The following is a 15,427-nucleotide window of genomic DNA, read 5'->3' on the forward strand; positions in this document are numbered from 1 at the left end:
TGAAGGTCAGGGGTCGCCGTTTTCATCCAGCAGCCGGATGGTCGAGCCGTCGTCCGAGGTTGTCGAGAACGTGTAGGTTCCGTTCTGGGACGCCAGGAACTGCGAGGTGTAGATCACACCGAAGTCATTGGCGTCGCCGGTCGTGCCACGGGCGTCGTGCACGAGCGTCGCCGAATTGAAGCCATTCGATTGTCCCGAGCCGACAAGCGTTCCCGACTCGATGTTGAAGGCCTGACCGTTGGCGGCCGTGAAATCGTAGTTGTAGACCTGATAGTCCCACTGCCCCGCGACCGGCGCCTCGTCGCCGTAGATGACATCGTTGCCGTCGCCGCCCGTCACGGTGTCGGAGCCGCCCTCGGCATAGATCGTGTCGTTCCCGGTGCCACCGTCGATGCTGTCGTCGCCGGGGGTGCCGTCGCCGAGCCGGTAGTCGGCATCGAGCCGGTTGGCGCCGATGGTCGCGCTGGCGTTGTCGACGCCGTTGAGCGTGATCGACTGGATCGGCTTGCTGGTGAGTATCGCGTTGTCGGCGTTGTTGGTCAGTTCGGGCAGCATGAAGACGTCGCCGCTGGTGGTCTGGACGACCACGGCGGTGAAATTCTCGGACAGCCCGTCGGTGAAGGTGACGGTGGCGTTGTAGACCATGCCGGAATCGATCTGGTAGGTCGTGCCGCCGATGACGATGTTCTCGGGCGTCTGGCTGTTGTCGTTGTCCTGCAGCGTGCCGTCGCTGTTGCTGTCGAAGGTCTGGGCGTCGAGGAACTGCTGGAAGAGCGGGTTGCCGGCGTCGCCGTAGCTGCCCAGCAGGTTGGCGGCGTTTTCGCTGGCGGTGTTGGTTTCGGTCGGGTCCACATCGGGGGCCGAGCCGAGGCTGATGACGGTGAAGTTGCTGCCCACGGTGTTGGTACCGCCGGAGGAACTGCTCTCGCGCGGGTCGCTGTCGCCGTAGATGAGATCGTTGCCGGAGCCGCCGAGGATGGTGTCGTTGCCCGAGCCGCCATAGACGGTGTCGTTGGCCAGCCCTGCCACGACGCTGTCATTGCCGGCGCCGGCATGGATGAGGTCGGCGTTGAGGCCCGCGCCGGTGCCGTCGCCGCCATCGGCCACGTCGCCCTGGGGGTCGCCGGTATAGCTGCCGTCGATGGTGTCGTCGCCTTCAGTGCCGTCGACGATCTGGTCGGTGTAGTCCTGCGCGCTGAAGGCGATGTCGCCCGCAGCGGCGTTGGGGTTGCTGTCGTAGGCCTGCACCTGGTAGCTGCGCCCGGCCACCAGCGGCACCTCGGACAGGGTATAGAGCCCGGCGGCGGCGCCGTTCTCGACATCGAACTGGATGACCTGGAAGGTCTGGCCGGTGACGGTATCGCGCAAGGTCCAGACAAGCTCGGCATCGACGGTGGTGTTGACCGATGTGTTGTTGCCCAGGGTGACGGTCGCGGTTGCGGTTTCACCGCCGGCGCTGTCGTCGTCGAGGGTGAATTCCTGAATGCCGGGTTCGTTGTCGGTGATGGTGGCGCGCCCCGCGGCGGTGCCGGGTCCGCCCCAGGTGAAGGTGCTGCCCGTGCCGGTGGGGATGTTGCCCGCCGGGTTGTAATTGTAGAAATTGACCGTGTACGTGGCCATGTTTTCCTGCCTCTTTGTCCGGTGGATCCGAGGTCTCTGGCCGCGTGACCCATGGGCGCGTTTCGACTGCTCGCGCGCCCTTTGTTTCCGGAATGGATACAGAGCGTCCGTGGCCGGAAGACGGGAAGTTTCAGGCGAATTTTAGATGAATTGAGGCAATTTGCTGACGTGGTGGGGGGCTCAGAGACCCAGGTCCGCCCGTTTCTTGCGGGTCAGACCGGCCACGACCATGTCGTAGGAGGCCTTGATATGCTCGCGAAGGCTGTCGTCGGACAGGCCCGGATCGGTGTGGACCTGCAACCATTTCATCCCGCGTGAGGCGAGGTAGGGCGCCGGGCGGATACCCGGCTGATCCTGCAGAACCTCAAAGGCGATGTCGGAGGCCTTGAAGGTGTAGGCGTCGTGCCCGTCGTTCCAGCCGGCGATGGCAAAGACCTTGCCGCCGACTTTCCAGACGTCGGCGTTGCCCCATTGCACGACATGGGTGCTGGCGGGAAGCGACGCGCAGAAGTCCATGAACGCGTCGCGGGGCAGCATTGTCAGACCTGGCCGCCGGCGATTTCGATGGTCTGGCCGTTGACGCTTTCGGACCCCGGACCGCAAAGCCAGGTGACGGCGGCGGCGACCTCGTCGGGGGCGATCAGGCGCTTGTGGCGGTTGGCGTCCACCATCATCGAACGGGCGGTGTCGGCATCGACTCCGGCGCGGGCGCTGATGGCGTCCACGTTTCGGGTGATGATGTCGGTATCGACATAGCCAGGGCAGACCGCGTTGAAGGTGAAGGCGCTGCCCATGTAATCCTCGGAAAGGGCGCGGATGAGGCCGATAAGCCCGTGCTTGGAGGCGGAATAGGCGGCCGCACCCTTGAGACCGCGCAGGCCCGCAATGGAAGAGATCGCGACAACGCGGCCCCAGTCGGTGCCCTTCATCGAGGCCATCGCGCTGCGGATGGTCCAGAATGCGCCGTCGAGATTGGTGGCCATGGTGCGGTGCCAGAAATCGGTGTCGGTCTTCGACAGGCTGCGGCCTTCGGCGATGCCGGCATTGGGCACGCAGACCTGGATAGGGCCGCGCGCGGCGACGGAGGCGGCGATGCCTTCGACCACGCTGGCTTCGTCGCGTACGTCCATGACTTGTGGGTGCAGGCCGTGGGCGCCGGCGGCCTCGTTCAGAACCTCGGCGCGGCGACCGGTAATGGTGACGGTGGCGCCGTTGTCCTGCAGGGCGCGGGCGATGGCGAGACCGATGCCGGTGCCCCCGCCGGTGACGAGGGCGTGTTTTCCTGTGAGCGTCATGAGCGCAACTGTGCCGCAGGGCGCGCGGCTTGCCAAGAGCCGGTTTGGAAAGGCTGGCAAGGCCATCTGGTATACTCTATACCAGCTTTCGGGCGATTCCGAACATACGGCCCGGAGAGACCGGCTGCGACGAAAGTTTCGAATGAATTTTGCGCAATACTATGGAAAGACACGATGGTGATTTGACAGGATGCGACAATCGCTACATTCCAAGCGGGTAAAATTTGTGTGATAAGCCGTGCCCGACCCTTAGGGTACAGAAAACGACAGGCCGAGAGGCCGCCACATGTGACCGTCAGAAAACGGGGGGAGTGAAAGTTGAAGATCGGAACACCAAAAGAGGTGATGGAAGGTGAGGCGCGCGTTGCGATGACGCCGGACTCGGCCTTGCAACTTCAGAAACTGGGCCATGAATGCGCCATCGAGACCGGCGCGGGAGAGCGCGCGGGTTTCACGGATGCGGATTACAAGGAGGCCGGTGTCGAGATCATCAAGTCGCCGGCGGCCCTGTGGAAAGCCTGTGACATCATTGCCAAGGTGCGCGTCCCCACGGATACCGAGGTCAAGCGCCTGACCAAGGGCCAGACCCTTATTTCCTTCTTCAACCCGGGCGGGAACGAAGAGCAGATGAAGATCGCCGCCGAGAAGGGCGCGACCGTCATCGCGATGGAGGCGGTGCCGCGGATTTCCCGTGCACAGAAGATGGATGCGCTGTCGTCCATGGCCAACATCGCGGGCTACCGTGCCGTGATCGAGGCGGGCAACAATTTCGGCCGGTTCTTCACCGGCCAGGTGACGGCCGCGGGCAAGGTGCCGCCGGCCAAGGTGCTGGTGGTCGGCGCGGGCGTCGCGGGTCTTGCCGCGATCGGCACCTCGACCAGCCTGGGCGCGATCACCTATGCGTTCGACGTGCGCCCCGAAGTGGCCGAGCAGATCGAATCGATGGGCGCCGAGTTCGTGTTCCTGGATTTCGAGGAGGAGCAGCAGGATGGCTCGTCGACCGGCGGGTACGCCGCGCCGTCCAGCCCCGAGTTCCAGGAAAAGCAGCTGGAAAAATTCCGCGAGATGGCGCCCGAGATGGACATCGTCATCACCACGGCCCTGATCCCGAACCGGCCCGCGCCGGTCCTGTGGACCAAGGACATGGTCGAGATGATGAAGAACGGCTCGGTCATCGTGGACCTGGCCGCCGAGCGGGGCGGCAACTGCGAGTTGACGCAGAAGGACGAGAAGATCGTCACCGACAACGGCGTGACGATCGTGGGCTACACCGACTTCCCGAGCCGGATGGCGACGCAGTCCTCGACGCTTTATGCGACCAACATCCGTCACATGATGACCGACCTGACGCCCGATAAGGACGGCAAGGTCGATCACAACATGGAAGACGACGTGATCCGAGGCGCGACGGTCACCCACGCAGGCGAGATCACCTATCCGCCGCCGCCGCCGAAGGTGGCCGCGATTGCCGCGGCCCCGAAGAAGGAGAAGCCGCGCGAACTGACCCCCGAGGAGCGGCGGGAGCAGGAAGTCGCGGCCTTCAAGAAGCAGACGAAGAGCCATGTGGCCCTGCTGGGCATCGGGGCGTTCCTGGTGCTGCTGGTCGGCACCGTGGCGCCGGCGAGCTTCATGCAGCACTTCATCGTCTTCGTGCTGTCGGTGTTCATCGGGTTCCAGGTGATCTGGGGCGTGGCGCACAGCCTGCACACGCCGCTGATGGCGGTGACGAATGCGATTTCGTCGATCATCATCCTGGGGGCGCTGACGCAGATCGGCTCGACCTCCTACCTCATCACGCTGCTGGCCGGTCTTGGCATCTTCATGGCGGCGATCAACATTTTCGGCGGCTTCCTGGTGACACGGCGCATGCTCGCCATGTTCCAGAAATCGTAAGGGGGTAAGGGACGATGGATTTCGGATTTACCATTGCGGCCTATGCGGTCGCGGCAGTTCTCTTCATCCTCAGCCTGGGCGGTCTGTCGGGGCAGGAAAGCGCGAAACGCGCGGTGTGGTATGGCATTGCCGGCATGGCAATTGCCGTTCTGGCGACGCTGATCGGTCCCGGTGCCGGGCTGTGGCTGGTGTCGCTGATCATGATCGCCGGCGGCGCGGTGGTGGGCTATCAGCTGGCCACGAAGGTGCAGATGACGCAGATGCCGGAACTGGTGGCGATCATGCACTCCCTGGTGGGTCTCGCGGCGGTGTTCGTGGGCTTCAACGCGGATATCGAACTGGGGCGCGTCGCCGCCGAGTTCGCCGAGGCGGGCCTTCGCTTCCCGCGGCCCGAGGAAGTGACGGCGGAAGGCGTGACCTTTGCCAAGCAGTTCAGCGGGTTCGCCGCGATCGTCGCCAAGAAGACGGCGGTGGAAGTGACCATCCTCAAGGTCGAGCTGGTGCTGGGCATCTGGATCGGCGCGGTGACCTTCACCGGGTCGGTGATTGCCTATGGCAAGCTGGCCGGCAAGGTCGATAGCGCGGCCAAGAAGCTGCCGGGCGGGCATATCCTGAACGCCGTCGCGGCGGGCCTGTCGCTGGTGCTGGCGATCATGTACCTGAGCGGGTCGGGCAGCTGGACGCTGGTCGTTCTGACCCTGCTGGCGCTTTTCATCGGCTATCACCTGATCATGGGGATCGGCGGCGCGGACATGCCCGTGGTGGTTTCGATGCTGAACAGCTATTCCGGCTGGGCGGCGGCCGCCATCGGCTTCAGCCTGGGCAACGACCTCCTGATCGTGGTGGGCGCGCTGGTGGGCTCGTCGGGTGCGATCCTGAGCTACATCATGTGCAAGGCGATGAACCGGTCCTTCGTCAGCGTGATCCTGGGCGGCTTCGGCGGTTCCAGCGGTCCGGCGGCGGAGGTCGAGGGTGAGCAGGTGCCGATCGACGCCGACGGCGTGGCCAATGCGCTGAACGAGGCCGACAGCGTGATCATCGTGCCGGGCTACGGCATGGCGGTGGCGCAGGCGCAGCAGGCGGTCAGCGAGCTGACCAACAAGCTGCGGGCGCAGGGCAAGTCCGTGCGGTTCGCCATCCACCCCGTGGCGGGGCGTCTGCCGGGGCACATGAACGTGCTTCTGGCCGAGGCCAAGGTGCCCTATGACATCGTGCTGGAGATGGACGAGATCAACGAGGATTTCCCGGACACCGACGTGGTGATCGTGATCGGTTCGAACGACATCGTGAACCCGGCGGCACAGGACGACCCCAACAGCCCCATCGCCGGCATGCCGGTGCTGGAGGTCTGGAAGGCCAAGAATGTGTTCGTGTCCAAGCGCGGGCAGGGCACGGGCTATTCCGGCATCGAGAACCCGCTGTTCTTCAAGGACAACACGCGGATGTTCTATGGCGACGCCAAGGACAGCGTGACGGCGCTGTTGTCGAAGATCGGGTAAGGCCCGGTTACAGGGAATTGGAAAGGGCCCGCCGGCTGGTGACGCATTCCGTCCGGTGGGACGTAGCCACAACCAAGCCTGTCGCGGAAACGCGGCAGGCTATTGATTTACTGAAAGATTTGAAACGCGCCTGAGCTGCATCAGGCAGAAGATGTGCGAGAAAATAGTCTCGCACACATCTGGCAGCCCCTTGCCAGCAGAAAATGGAGCCCTTTCGGCTCTTTTTCCTTCTGTTTCCGAACATAGAGCCAATGTTCTTACGCCGCAAGCTTGACCGTTCTCTCCGGAGGACACGCGGAGATTTCCGCATCGTGAGACTCCTAACCCCGCGGAAAATCTGCTCTTTGGTCGGAAAACGACTCGAGGCGGAACCCGCGAAAGACGAGGTTCCGAATGGCAAGTTTGGCGACTTTCAACTTCAAGCTTTCTCAGCTCTATCCGGGCGCGGGCAAGTATCATCTCAACACCTGCGCCAATCCGGACTGCTCCAACTTCGGACAGCCGCTCTCGGACTCGGCCGTGCGCAGGAAAGCCTGGGAAGAGGCCCGCCCTGAACTCACCGAGGAGCAACTGGATATCGTCGCAAAACACGGCCCGGGCGCATACAAGCTCTCGGGCGCGGACAAGAAGCATCGGCGGGTCAGTTGCGCGTTCCAGTATCGCCGCGCCCCTCATTTATGGGCCGACCAGCGGACGGTGCGCTGCCAAGGGCATACCTTCGAACGAAAGGTCTGCAATAGCGCCTTCTCGCTCGTATCGCCCGCACACCTCGATGAGGAGGTTTCCCGCCTGCGCAATCACAACGGAATCCTGGACGGACCCGGCTGTGGTGCATGTGGCACCCGCTTCCTTGCGGCTCCGGACGAGTTCTCGCTGAATGGCGCACATCAGCGGACCCGCGACAGCAAGGGCAAGGCCACGAAGGCGAAGGCCACACCGAAGGCCGTTCGGGTCTTGCACAAGCCCTGCAAAGGCAAGAAGGGCGCCCGGTTCTCGATCTCGCTGCCGCACGCGGGGCAAAAGACGACCGCGGACAACCTGCGGATTCTCGGGGCGGTGCTGAACAGCGCCGGCATCACCGACATGCAGCGCATGCTGGGCACAGCGGCCACCGGCAAGACGATCGGCTTCTCCCGGATCTACGATCGCATTGCCTGGTTGGAAGGGGTGTTCCTCGCCTATGAGCGAGAGATGCTCCGCCGTTGGCGGGAAAAGGTGGAACGCAGCGGTCAGCAGGTAGAGCACTGCCTCAGCCACGACGACATGGTCCTCACCGTGAACTGGGAGACGGCGACCGATCAGCGCAACACGAAACTCAACTGCGCCATCACGGCGGACGCGAAGAGCGGGTATGTCTATCGAATGGATGTCGATTTCGACCCGCGCGTCAAACCCCTGGACCTCTTCAACGAGACCTACACCGACGGCCAGGGAGGTCCGAGAAACCTCTCGCAGAGCTACCCTGGCAGCAAGTTCGGATCTGCGCCGAAGTTCTCCTGGCAGCGGCCAACCGGGCGGCTGCATGAGCCACAGTTCTTCGCGGCCTGCGTCAATGAGCTGGAAGCCTTCCGTGTGCGTGCGCGGCGCCGGATGCCTAAGAAATCAAAGGCTGAGATCAAGGCCAGGAACGATCTCACCGTCCGTGTGAGCGGAATGAAGGAGGACATCCGCGTTATCGCTGAAGACTGGTTCGGATTCCCGGCGGACACCGGAGCCGAACGCGGCTCGTTCAAGGGAATGACGACCGACGACTTCTATACGAAGGCCGCGCACTTCGTTCTTCTCAGGGAGATGCTACCGAAGGGGCGGATTGTCCTGACGACCGAGCTGGAAGCCACCCTTCCCAATATCATTCCGCATGTGTTCGAAGAGGACATCCGGCCGGACCGCTTCGTTTGGTTGGCGATGAAGTTCAAGAAGAAGACGACGAAGCCGGAGAAGCTCGGGAAAGTGAAGGCATACAAGAAGGACCGCCGTCAGTTCCACAACGACGGCATGTATGCCGGTCGCTTCTCCCCGGAGACCGATGCCCGAACCGTCACGGAAGCCTACATCGCGGACCATATGGAGCCTGCGCTGCGTGGAATAGGCCCGTATCCCGGATCGTACTACCAGATCCCGGCATTTCCGAAGCTCTGGGTGTCTGCGCCTAGGCAGGCAAGCGGAGAACTCGACAAGAAGGTCGGATTCCCGATCCTTCCGCGGTATCTGCGTCGGGAGTTGAAGAACATCCCGTTCGACGGCCCGCTCGATGCCGATGTCCGCGGGGAGCTGGCGCCGTGGGTCTACAAGGCGACCCTGCAACCGGCGAGCACCTTCATGAACTCGCTCCGCGAGCGCCTCAGCCTGGCGGACAGAGCTGGGAGCGGAGGCGCACGGATCGGCGGTTCCTATGTCCAGGGGGCGATCTTCAATCCTGCGATGCTGATCTCGATCATCAACATCTTCCGGATCAACTACAACTTCTTCGAGCCAAGGGTCTATACGCCGCCATACGAGGAAATCGACGACTTCGCGAAGGCAGGGAAGCTGATGCCGCGGGCCCTCCGCATCCCGGGGACAGACGAGTATGTCCAGCTTCCGCCTCGCGCGCGGCGCTCGCCGCAGAAGCGCACGCCGGCAATGCGCCACGGTCTGGATGCGCGCAAGCTCCGGAAGGGCGGAGGCGAAGATGTGCCTGATCTCTACCGCGTGCTCTATCGGCCGTGGCTCTATGCTGGCACGAAGGTGGGTGCCAAGCTGGACCGGTCGTGGAAAGCTCCAGCCGACCAAGCCGTCGCGCAACCAATAGACCCGCCGGAAGACGGCAGTCAGGAGGCGCAAGTCGTGCCGATTTCCGCGATTTTGGGTATTCCGACCGACTTGTCGTCCGACGAGGAGAAGCCGGCGGGCCGGACCTGATCCTGCGAGAGCCCTCCATCTTGTAAGATGCGTGTCTCTCACCACAAGAAAATGGCCGCGATGGTTCTCATCGCGGCCATTCTTATCGGAGCCTACTCCTACGGTTTGTGTCCCACGGCGCGGAATGCGTCAGCCGGCTGGCGGGCCTTTTTCGTCGGGGCCGAGGCGGAGGTCCCGGACCAGGTTCGGGACGGATGGTTTGGGAGGTGTTGCGTGGCTTGGGACGTCGGCCCGCGTGGGTTTCACCCACCCTACGAGGGTCGCTTGATTTCACGCGACAAGATGGATGATGATGCAGGTGCCATTGAAGATGGCTAAATTTGCGCCAGTATACGGCTGCATTCCGCTAAGTCATTGAAAGTGCGTTTCAATCTATTTTCATCGCCGGGCCGTATCGTTAGAGTGCCGGGATCTGCCAGGACGCGAGAGCCATGCCGCCCATTGAAGACCACCCCTGCGCTTCGAGTTGTCGAACGAGCTGCACGCGCGACCCTTTCCCAACCTGACCGCGCCGGCGACGGGGACATTCCTGGCGATCAAGCGGGTCGAGGGGGCGGCGGGCCGGGACCGGGGCGATGACCTGACCCACCTGACGGCGCTGCTGGATCGCTATGGCGCGGCGCATCCCAAGCCGGGCGCCTCGCATTATTCCGGCGACATCGGCAAGCACCACCTGAAATGGGAGCAGCATACCGAGTTCGTGACCTATACCGCGTTCCGGGACGGGGTCAGCGACCGGCCGTTCGATCCGGCGGAGTTCGAGGTGTTTCCTGCCGACTGGCTGGAGGCGGCACCGGGGCACCGGATGACCTCGGCCATCGTGCGGATCGAGACGCGCAAGGACGAGGACACGGTGCGGCAGAACATCCACGACTGGTTCGTCGCCGACAGCGTGGCGGTGGCGCGGGTGCTGGATGACAGCGCCATCGTCGCGGGTGATTTCAGAATCGATCCGGCGGGGCACCTGCGGTTCATGGTCAATGCCTCGGAAGAGATCGGCACGCGGCGGATGGGGCGCGTGGTGCAGCGTCTGTTCGAGATCGAGACCTACAAGACCATGTCGATGCTGGGCTTTGCCCGGGTGGGCGAGATGCGCCCCGATATGGGCGCGCTGGAAGAGCGGTTGACGCACCTGATCAGCAACATGCCGGGCGGGTCGGTGGCCGCGGAGGACACGCTGGATGATCTGCTGGAGATCTCGGCCAAGCTGGAGGGGATGGTGGCGCGGTCGTCCTATCGGTTCGGGGCGACCTCTGCCTATGAGCAGATCGTCAAGCAGCGCATCACAGTGCTGCGCGAGGAGCGGTTCGACGGGCGGCAGACCTTTGGCGAGTTCATGATGCGGCGGTACGATCCGGCGATGCGCACGGTGCTTTCGACGAAAGAACGGCTGGACGCGATGTCGGACCGGGCGATGCGGGCGGGCGAGCTCTTGCGGACGCGGGTGGACGTGGAGCGCAGCGCGCAGAACCAGGACGTGCTGGAGAGCATGAACCGGCGGGCGGACATGCAGCTGCGGCTGCAACGCACGGTCGAGGGGCTGTCGGTGGTGGCGATCAGTTATTACGCGGTGTCGCTGGCGGGGTATCTTCTCTACCCGCTGACCGAGCCGACGGGGCTGTCGAAGGAGATGCTGACGGCGATCGTAGCGCTGCCGGTGGTGGTGGCGGTGTGGTGGATGATCAAGCGGGTGCGCGAGAAGCTGGATTAGGGGGCGCGCGTGGGTTGTCACCCACCAAAGGTGGGTTTTCACCCACCCTACGGTGCCGCGGGGGCACACCAAAGCGGCGGCGTTGGGACGGCGGCGGTGGGTGACCCTGGCAGGAGTGACGACAGGGTCGACGGGCCGGCGAATCGAAAAGGGGCACGCGATGTTTCAGGCTTTTGCGGGGATCTGGGCGCTGCTGATCGGGATCGTGCTGATCATGCTGGGCAACGGGATGCATTTCACGCTGATCGGGTTGCGCGGGGATATCGAGGGGTTTTCCTCGGCCGAGCTGGCGGTGGTGACCTCGGGCTATTTCGTAGGCTTTCTGCTGGGCGCGCGCTATGCGCCGCGGCTGATCCGGCGGGTCGGGCATGTGCGGGTGTTCGCGGCATTGGGCAGCTTCATGTCGGCGGGTCTGATCGCCTTTCCGCTGCTGGCCGAGCCCTGGGCGTGGACTCTGCTGCGTGTTCTGATCGGGTTTGCCATGTCGGGGATTTATGTCACCGCGGAAAGCTGGCTGAACAACGCGGCCACGAACGAGACGCGCGGCAAGATCCTGTCGGCCTACATGATCGCGCAGACGCTGGGCATCATCGGGGCGCAGGGGCTTTTGAACCTGGGCGAGACGGCGGGCGCGTCGCTGTTCATCGGGGCGTCGATCCTGGTGTCGGTGTCGTTCGCGCCGATCCTGCTGTCGGTGACGCCGGTGCCTGCGGCGGAGGTGATCCGCGCGATGCCGTTGCGGGAGCTGTTCACCGGCTCGCCGCTGGGCACGGTGGGGATATTCCTGCTGGGCAGTCTTTACGCCACGCAATCGGGGATGGGCGCGGTCTATGGCGCGCAGATCGGGATGGGCAAGGGCGAAATTGCGCTCTTCATCGCGATGCTGTTCGGGGGCGCGCTGGTGCTGCAATATCCCATCGGGTGGCTGTCGGACCGGATCGACCGGCGCAGGGTGATCTTCGGCGCGGCGGCGCTGGGGGCTGCGTTCTGCCTGCTGGGCTGGGCCATGGGCGGGACGTTCTGGCCGCTGATGGCGGCGGCGTTCCTGACGGGCGGGGTAACGACGCCGCTTTATTCGCTGCTCTTGGCCTATACCAACGACTATCTGCCGGTCGAGGACATGGCGGCGGCGTCGGACGGGCTGGTGCTGACCTTCGGGATCGGGGCCATCCTGGGCCCGCTGGCGGCAGGCTGGGTGATGGACGTGGTGGGGCCGGCGGCGTTCTGGCTGGTGCTGGCGGCGGCGTTCGCGGCGATTGCGGCCTATGCCGCCTACCGGATGACGAAACGGGCCGCGACGCCGGTGGACGAGACCGAGAGTTACCTGGGCGTGCTGCCGGCCTCTTCGGCCTTCGTGGTCGAGGCGGCGGGCGCGTGGTCGGCGGAGCAGGGCGAGGACGAAGAGGCGTGAGGCGGACGCCGGTGTGGTGGGGTGGAACCCCACCCTACGCCGGCGTTCGAGGTCCCGGATCAGGTCCGGGACGGCGAGGGCAGGGTAAGGGCTTGGCCCGGATCAGAACGCCTCGGGTTTCGCCTCGCGCGCCATGTGGTCGAGCACCGCGTTGACGAAGCTGCCTTCCTTGCCTTCGGGATAGAAGCTGCGGGCGATGTCGACGAATTCGTTAATGACGACCTTCACGGGCGCTTCGCCCTCGAGGAACTCGGCCCCGGCGGCGCGGAAGAGAGCGCGCAGGGTGGGGTCGATGCGGGCGATGGGCCATTTGGCCACCAGGGCGCGGTCGGTCATCTGGTCGATCTTCGACTGCCAGTTGACGGCCTGTTCGACCAGCTTGCGAAAGAGGTCGATATCGCCGTCTGCCATCTCGATGCCCTCCTCGAATTCCTGCCCGAAGCGGAAATCGAGGAACTCGCGGATGATCTTCTCGTAGGACTGGCTGGAATGTTCCATCTGGAACAGGGCCTGCACGGCGTAGAGCCGCGCGGCGGAGCGCATCTTGCGTTTCTGGTTGCCGGATAGTTCGGTCATGCGGTGGGGTTGTCCTTGAGCGCGCCTGCGAGCCTCAGTTCCTCGGCGTCGGGCCTGAAGCCGACGCCCTTGCGGGTGCCCCATTTGCGGGTGAGCGCAACGAGGTGCAGGGCGGCGGCGGCGGCGCCTGCGCCCTTGTTCATCCGGTTGGGGTCGGCGCGCTCGATGGCTTGATCGCGGTTTTCGACCGTGAGGATGCCGTTGCCGATGCACAGGCCCTGAAGGCCGAGCAGGGTGATGCCGCGGCTGGAATCGTTGCACACAGTTTCATAATGCGTGGTGGCGCCACGGATGACGCAGCCGAGGGCGACGTAGCCGTCGAAGTTCGAGAGGCGTTGGGCGATTCCGATGGAGGTGGGGATTTCCAGTGCGCCGGGGACCTCGATGAGGTCGAACGTGGCGCCCGAGGCCTCGATCTCGGCGCGGGCGCCTTCGATCATCATGTCGGCGATGTCGCGGTAGAAGGGGGCGACCACGATCAGCAACTTGACGGGCTTGTCGAACGTGGCGCGGGGCAGGGTGTATTCGGTTCCGGCCATGGCGTTATCCTTCGCTGAGGGGGTGCGTGCCGACGATGCTGATGCCATAGGCGTCAAGCCCGAGATAGCGGGTCTTGGGGCTGTCGGTCACGAGGATGAGTTCGTGCAGGCCCATCGTGGACATGATCTGGGCGCCCAGGCCCGTCTGCTTGATGGTGCGCGGCGTGTCGTCCTCTTCCATTTCCGAGGCGAGGGAGGGCCGGGGCTGGCGGAAGAGGAACACGGCACCGCGGCCTTCGCGGGCGATGATGTTCATGGCGCGGGGCAGCTTGCCGGTGGGGCCTTCGGATTTGGCGTCAAGGCCGATGCCCAGCACATCCTCGAGCGCGTTGAGCGCGTGGGTGCGGGCGAGCACCGGCTCGCCGTCGGTGATATCGCCCTTGGACAGCACGACATGCTCGGTATCGGTGATCTGGTCGGCGAAGATGCGCATGTCCCATTCGCCGCCATGAGACGACGTGACCGTCTCGCGCCGAACCTCGCGGATGAGGTTGTCGTGCTTGTGGCGATACGCGATGAGGTCGGAGATGGTGCCGATCTTCATGCCGTGCGCCCGCGCGAATTCCACCAGGTCGGGCAGGCGGGCCATGGTGCCGTCGTCCTTCATGATCTCGCAGATCACGCCGGACGGGTTGAGGCCGGCGAGGCGCGAGATGTCGACGGCGGCCTCGGTATGGCCGGCGCGGACGAGCACGCCGCCGTTGCGCGCGCGCAGCGGAAAGACGTGCCCCGGCGTGGCGATATGGGCCTGGGTGTTCTGTTCGTTGATCGCGGTGGCGATGGTCAGCGCCCGGTCGGCCGCGGAAATGCCGGTGCTGACGCCCTCGCGGGCCTCGATGCTGACGGTGAAGGCGGTTTCGTGGCGGGACGAATTGTTGACGGCCATCATGGGCAGGCCGAGGCGGTCGATCCTTTGCGCCGTCATGGGCAGGCAGATGAGACCGCGGCCATGGGTGGCCATGAAGTTGATCACCTCGGGCGTGGCGAATTCGGCGGGGATCACCAGGTCGCCCTCGTTCTCGCGGTCCTCGTGGTCTACGAGGATGAAGATGCGGCCCGCGCGCGCCTCGGCGATGATCTCTTCGGTGGGAGAGATCGCGGAGCGCAGTTCGGCCTCGACGGGACCGGGTTTTTCGAAGGCTTGGGTTTCGGACATCTGGCGCCTCTGGGGTTACAGGCCCGCCAGATAGCGCAGGGGTTTGCGGAAGGCCAGAGGGGATGTCGGGTTATGCCGGGCCGCTGACGGGTTCGGCGGCCGGTGTCGGACGGCATTTCATGGCGGTATGGCAATGAACGGCCAATTGTGCCGGGTCTTTTTCTTGAGGACCGGGGCCGATGTGCTACAGTCAGGTGCACAGCGCAAGGGAGTCGTCCAATGCCCAAGCTTATCGCCATGTATATCGTGAACGTTGCCATCGGTTTCGGTCTTGCGGCGGTGTTCGTGGGGATGTTGCTGTGGTTCGATATCGCGAACCTGTGGCATCTCGTCAGCCATTCCGACAAGGGCTGGCTTGCGGTTCTGCTGCTGTGGGTGTCGAACGGGATCGTCTTTGCGGGCGTGCAGTTCGGCATTGCGGTGATGCGGATGAAGGACGATGACGACGATGACGGCCCGGGCGGCGGATTGCGCCAGCATGTGATGCGGCAGGATCATGCCACGATCCCGGTCCGGGCGGATCAGGGCGCGCGCCCGTTCTGGAGCAAGCGCTAGGGCGTTTCCGATTGCGTAGTTCACAAGGTGGCGGAGTGGTGTCCTGCGTGGTTGACGCGTGGGTTTTCACCCACCCTACGCGCCAGTCCAACGTCATGCGCGGGCCTGACCCGAGGATCTTTCGCGGCACAAATCAGGATAAGCTTCTCATAAAAGCAACGCTTTCACGCCACTGACGGGCTTTTGTGCGGATGGTGTGACGGGCCCGCACGCAACCGTTTGGTTCTCTCATTCCCGAGGACCTGTTTTTACAGGTGGGCGCCGGGTAACC

General features: G+C 64.2%; 11 protein-coding genes and 1 pseudogene. 6 read left to right on the plus strand and 6 right to left on the minus strand.

All coding sequences use genetic code 11. From position 1 onward, the window contains the following. Window positions 1–6 precede the first annotated feature (6 nt). The 3 genes from ACSQ76_RS06940 to ACSQ76_RS06950 all read right to left on the minus strand — a co-directional run bounded on the left by ACSQ76_RS06940 (window position 7) and on the right by ACSQ76_RS06950 (window position 2,915). Window positions 7–1,620 carry a hypothetical protein gene (locus ACSQ76_RS06940; RefSeq protein ID WP_437155986.1) on the minus strand — a complete coding sequence of 538 codons (1,614 nt, stop codon included), beginning with the start codon at window positions 1,618–1,620 and terminating at the stop codon, window positions 7–9. 180 nt (window positions 1,621–1,800) lie between these two features. After that, the gene (locus ACSQ76_RS06945; RefSeq protein WP_437155987.1) at window positions 1,801–2,157 is read right to left on the minus strand and encodes an MmcQ/YjbR family DNA-binding protein; all 357 of its coding nucleotides are present in this window, start codon (window positions 2,155–2,157) and stop codon (window positions 1,801–1,803) included. Window positions 2,158–2,159: 2 nt separating this feature from the next. Next, on the minus strand, window positions 2,160–2,915 hold the full coding sequence (locus tag ACSQ76_RS06950; RefSeq protein WP_437155988.1) for an SDR family NAD(P)-dependent oxidoreductase: 756 nt from the start codon (window positions 2,913–2,915) through the stop codon (window positions 2,160–2,162). 318 nt (window positions 2,916–3,233) lie between these two features. On the opposite strand from ACSQ76_RS06950, the gene ACSQ76_RS06955 reads away from it, so the two are divergent. The 5 genes and pseudogenes from ACSQ76_RS06955 to ACSQ76_RS06975 all read left to right on the plus strand — a co-directional run bounded on the left by ACSQ76_RS06955 (window position 3,234) and on the right by ACSQ76_RS06975 (window position 12,330). After that, window positions 3,234–4,808 carry a Re/Si-specific NAD(P)(+) transhydrogenase subunit alpha gene (locus ACSQ76_RS06955; protein WP_437155989.1) on the plus strand — a complete coding sequence of 525 codons (1,575 nt, stop codon included), beginning with the start codon at window positions 3,234–3,236 and terminating at the stop codon, window positions 4,806–4,808. A gap of 14 nt (window positions 4,809–4,822) precedes the next feature. Further along, the gene (locus tag ACSQ76_RS06960) at window positions 4,823–6,307 is read left to right on the plus strand and encodes an NAD(P)(+) transhydrogenase (Re/Si-specific) subunit beta (protein ID WP_437155990.1); all 1,485 of its coding nucleotides are present in this window, start codon (window positions 4,823–4,825) and stop codon (window positions 6,305–6,307) included. 393 nt (window positions 6,308–6,700) lie between these two features. After that, entirely contained in the window at window positions 6,701–9,208 is a 2,508-nt protein-coding gene (locus ACSQ76_RS06965) for a hypothetical protein (RefSeq protein WP_437155991.1), read from the plus strand. Between the two features lie 431 nt (window positions 9,209–9,639). Next, a pseudogene (locus tag ACSQ76_RS06970) lies at window positions 9,640–10,919 on the plus strand (DUF3422 family protein). A 160-nt stretch (window positions 10,920–11,079) separates the two neighbouring features. Further along, window positions 11,080–12,330 carry an MFS transporter gene (locus ACSQ76_RS06975; protein WP_437155992.1) on the plus strand — a complete coding sequence of 417 codons (1,251 nt, stop codon included), beginning with the start codon at window positions 11,080–11,082 and terminating at the stop codon, window positions 12,328–12,330. A gap of 102 nt (window positions 12,331–12,432) precedes the next feature. Here ACSQ76_RS06975 and nusB read toward each other — a convergent pair whose 3' ends face one another. From nusB to ribB, 3 genes are read right to left on the minus strand one after another with little or no spacing between them, the layout of a single operon-like run. Beyond that, the gene (gene nusB, locus ACSQ76_RS06980) at window positions 12,433–12,906 is read right to left on the minus strand and encodes a transcription antitermination factor NusB (RefSeq protein WP_437155993.1); all 474 of its coding nucleotides are present in this window, start codon (window positions 12,904–12,906) and stop codon (window positions 12,433–12,435) included. Continuing rightward, a complete protein-coding gene (locus ACSQ76_RS06985) occupies window positions 12,903–13,445 on the minus strand; it encodes a 6,7-dimethyl-8-ribityllumazine synthase (protein ID WP_437155994.1) in 543 nt (180 codons plus the stop codon). The genes nusB and ACSQ76_RS06985 overlap by 4 nt, the downstream gene beginning before the upstream one ends. 4 nt (window positions 13,446–13,449) lie before the next feature. Further along, window positions 13,450–14,601 (minus strand): 3,4-dihydroxy-2-butanone-4-phosphate synthase, encoded by a 1,152-nt coding sequence (gene ribB / locus ACSQ76_RS06990; protein ID WP_437155995.1) that lies wholly within the window; start codon window positions 14,599–14,601, stop codon window positions 13,450–13,452. A 219-nt stretch (window positions 14,602–14,820) separates the two neighbouring features. Here ribB and ACSQ76_RS06995 point away from each other — a divergent pair, with 219 nt between their 5' ends. Then, entirely contained in the window at window positions 14,821–15,156 is a 336-nt protein-coding gene (locus ACSQ76_RS06995; RefSeq protein WP_306130712.1) for a hypothetical protein, read from the plus strand. The last annotated feature ends 271 nt before the right edge of the window (window positions 15,157–15,427 follow it).

The organism is Roseovarius sp. B08 (assembly GCF_051417955.1).
In the GTDB taxonomy this organism is placed as follows: Bacteria; Pseudomonadota; Alphaproteobacteria; order Rhodobacterales; family Rhodobacteraceae; genus Roseovarius.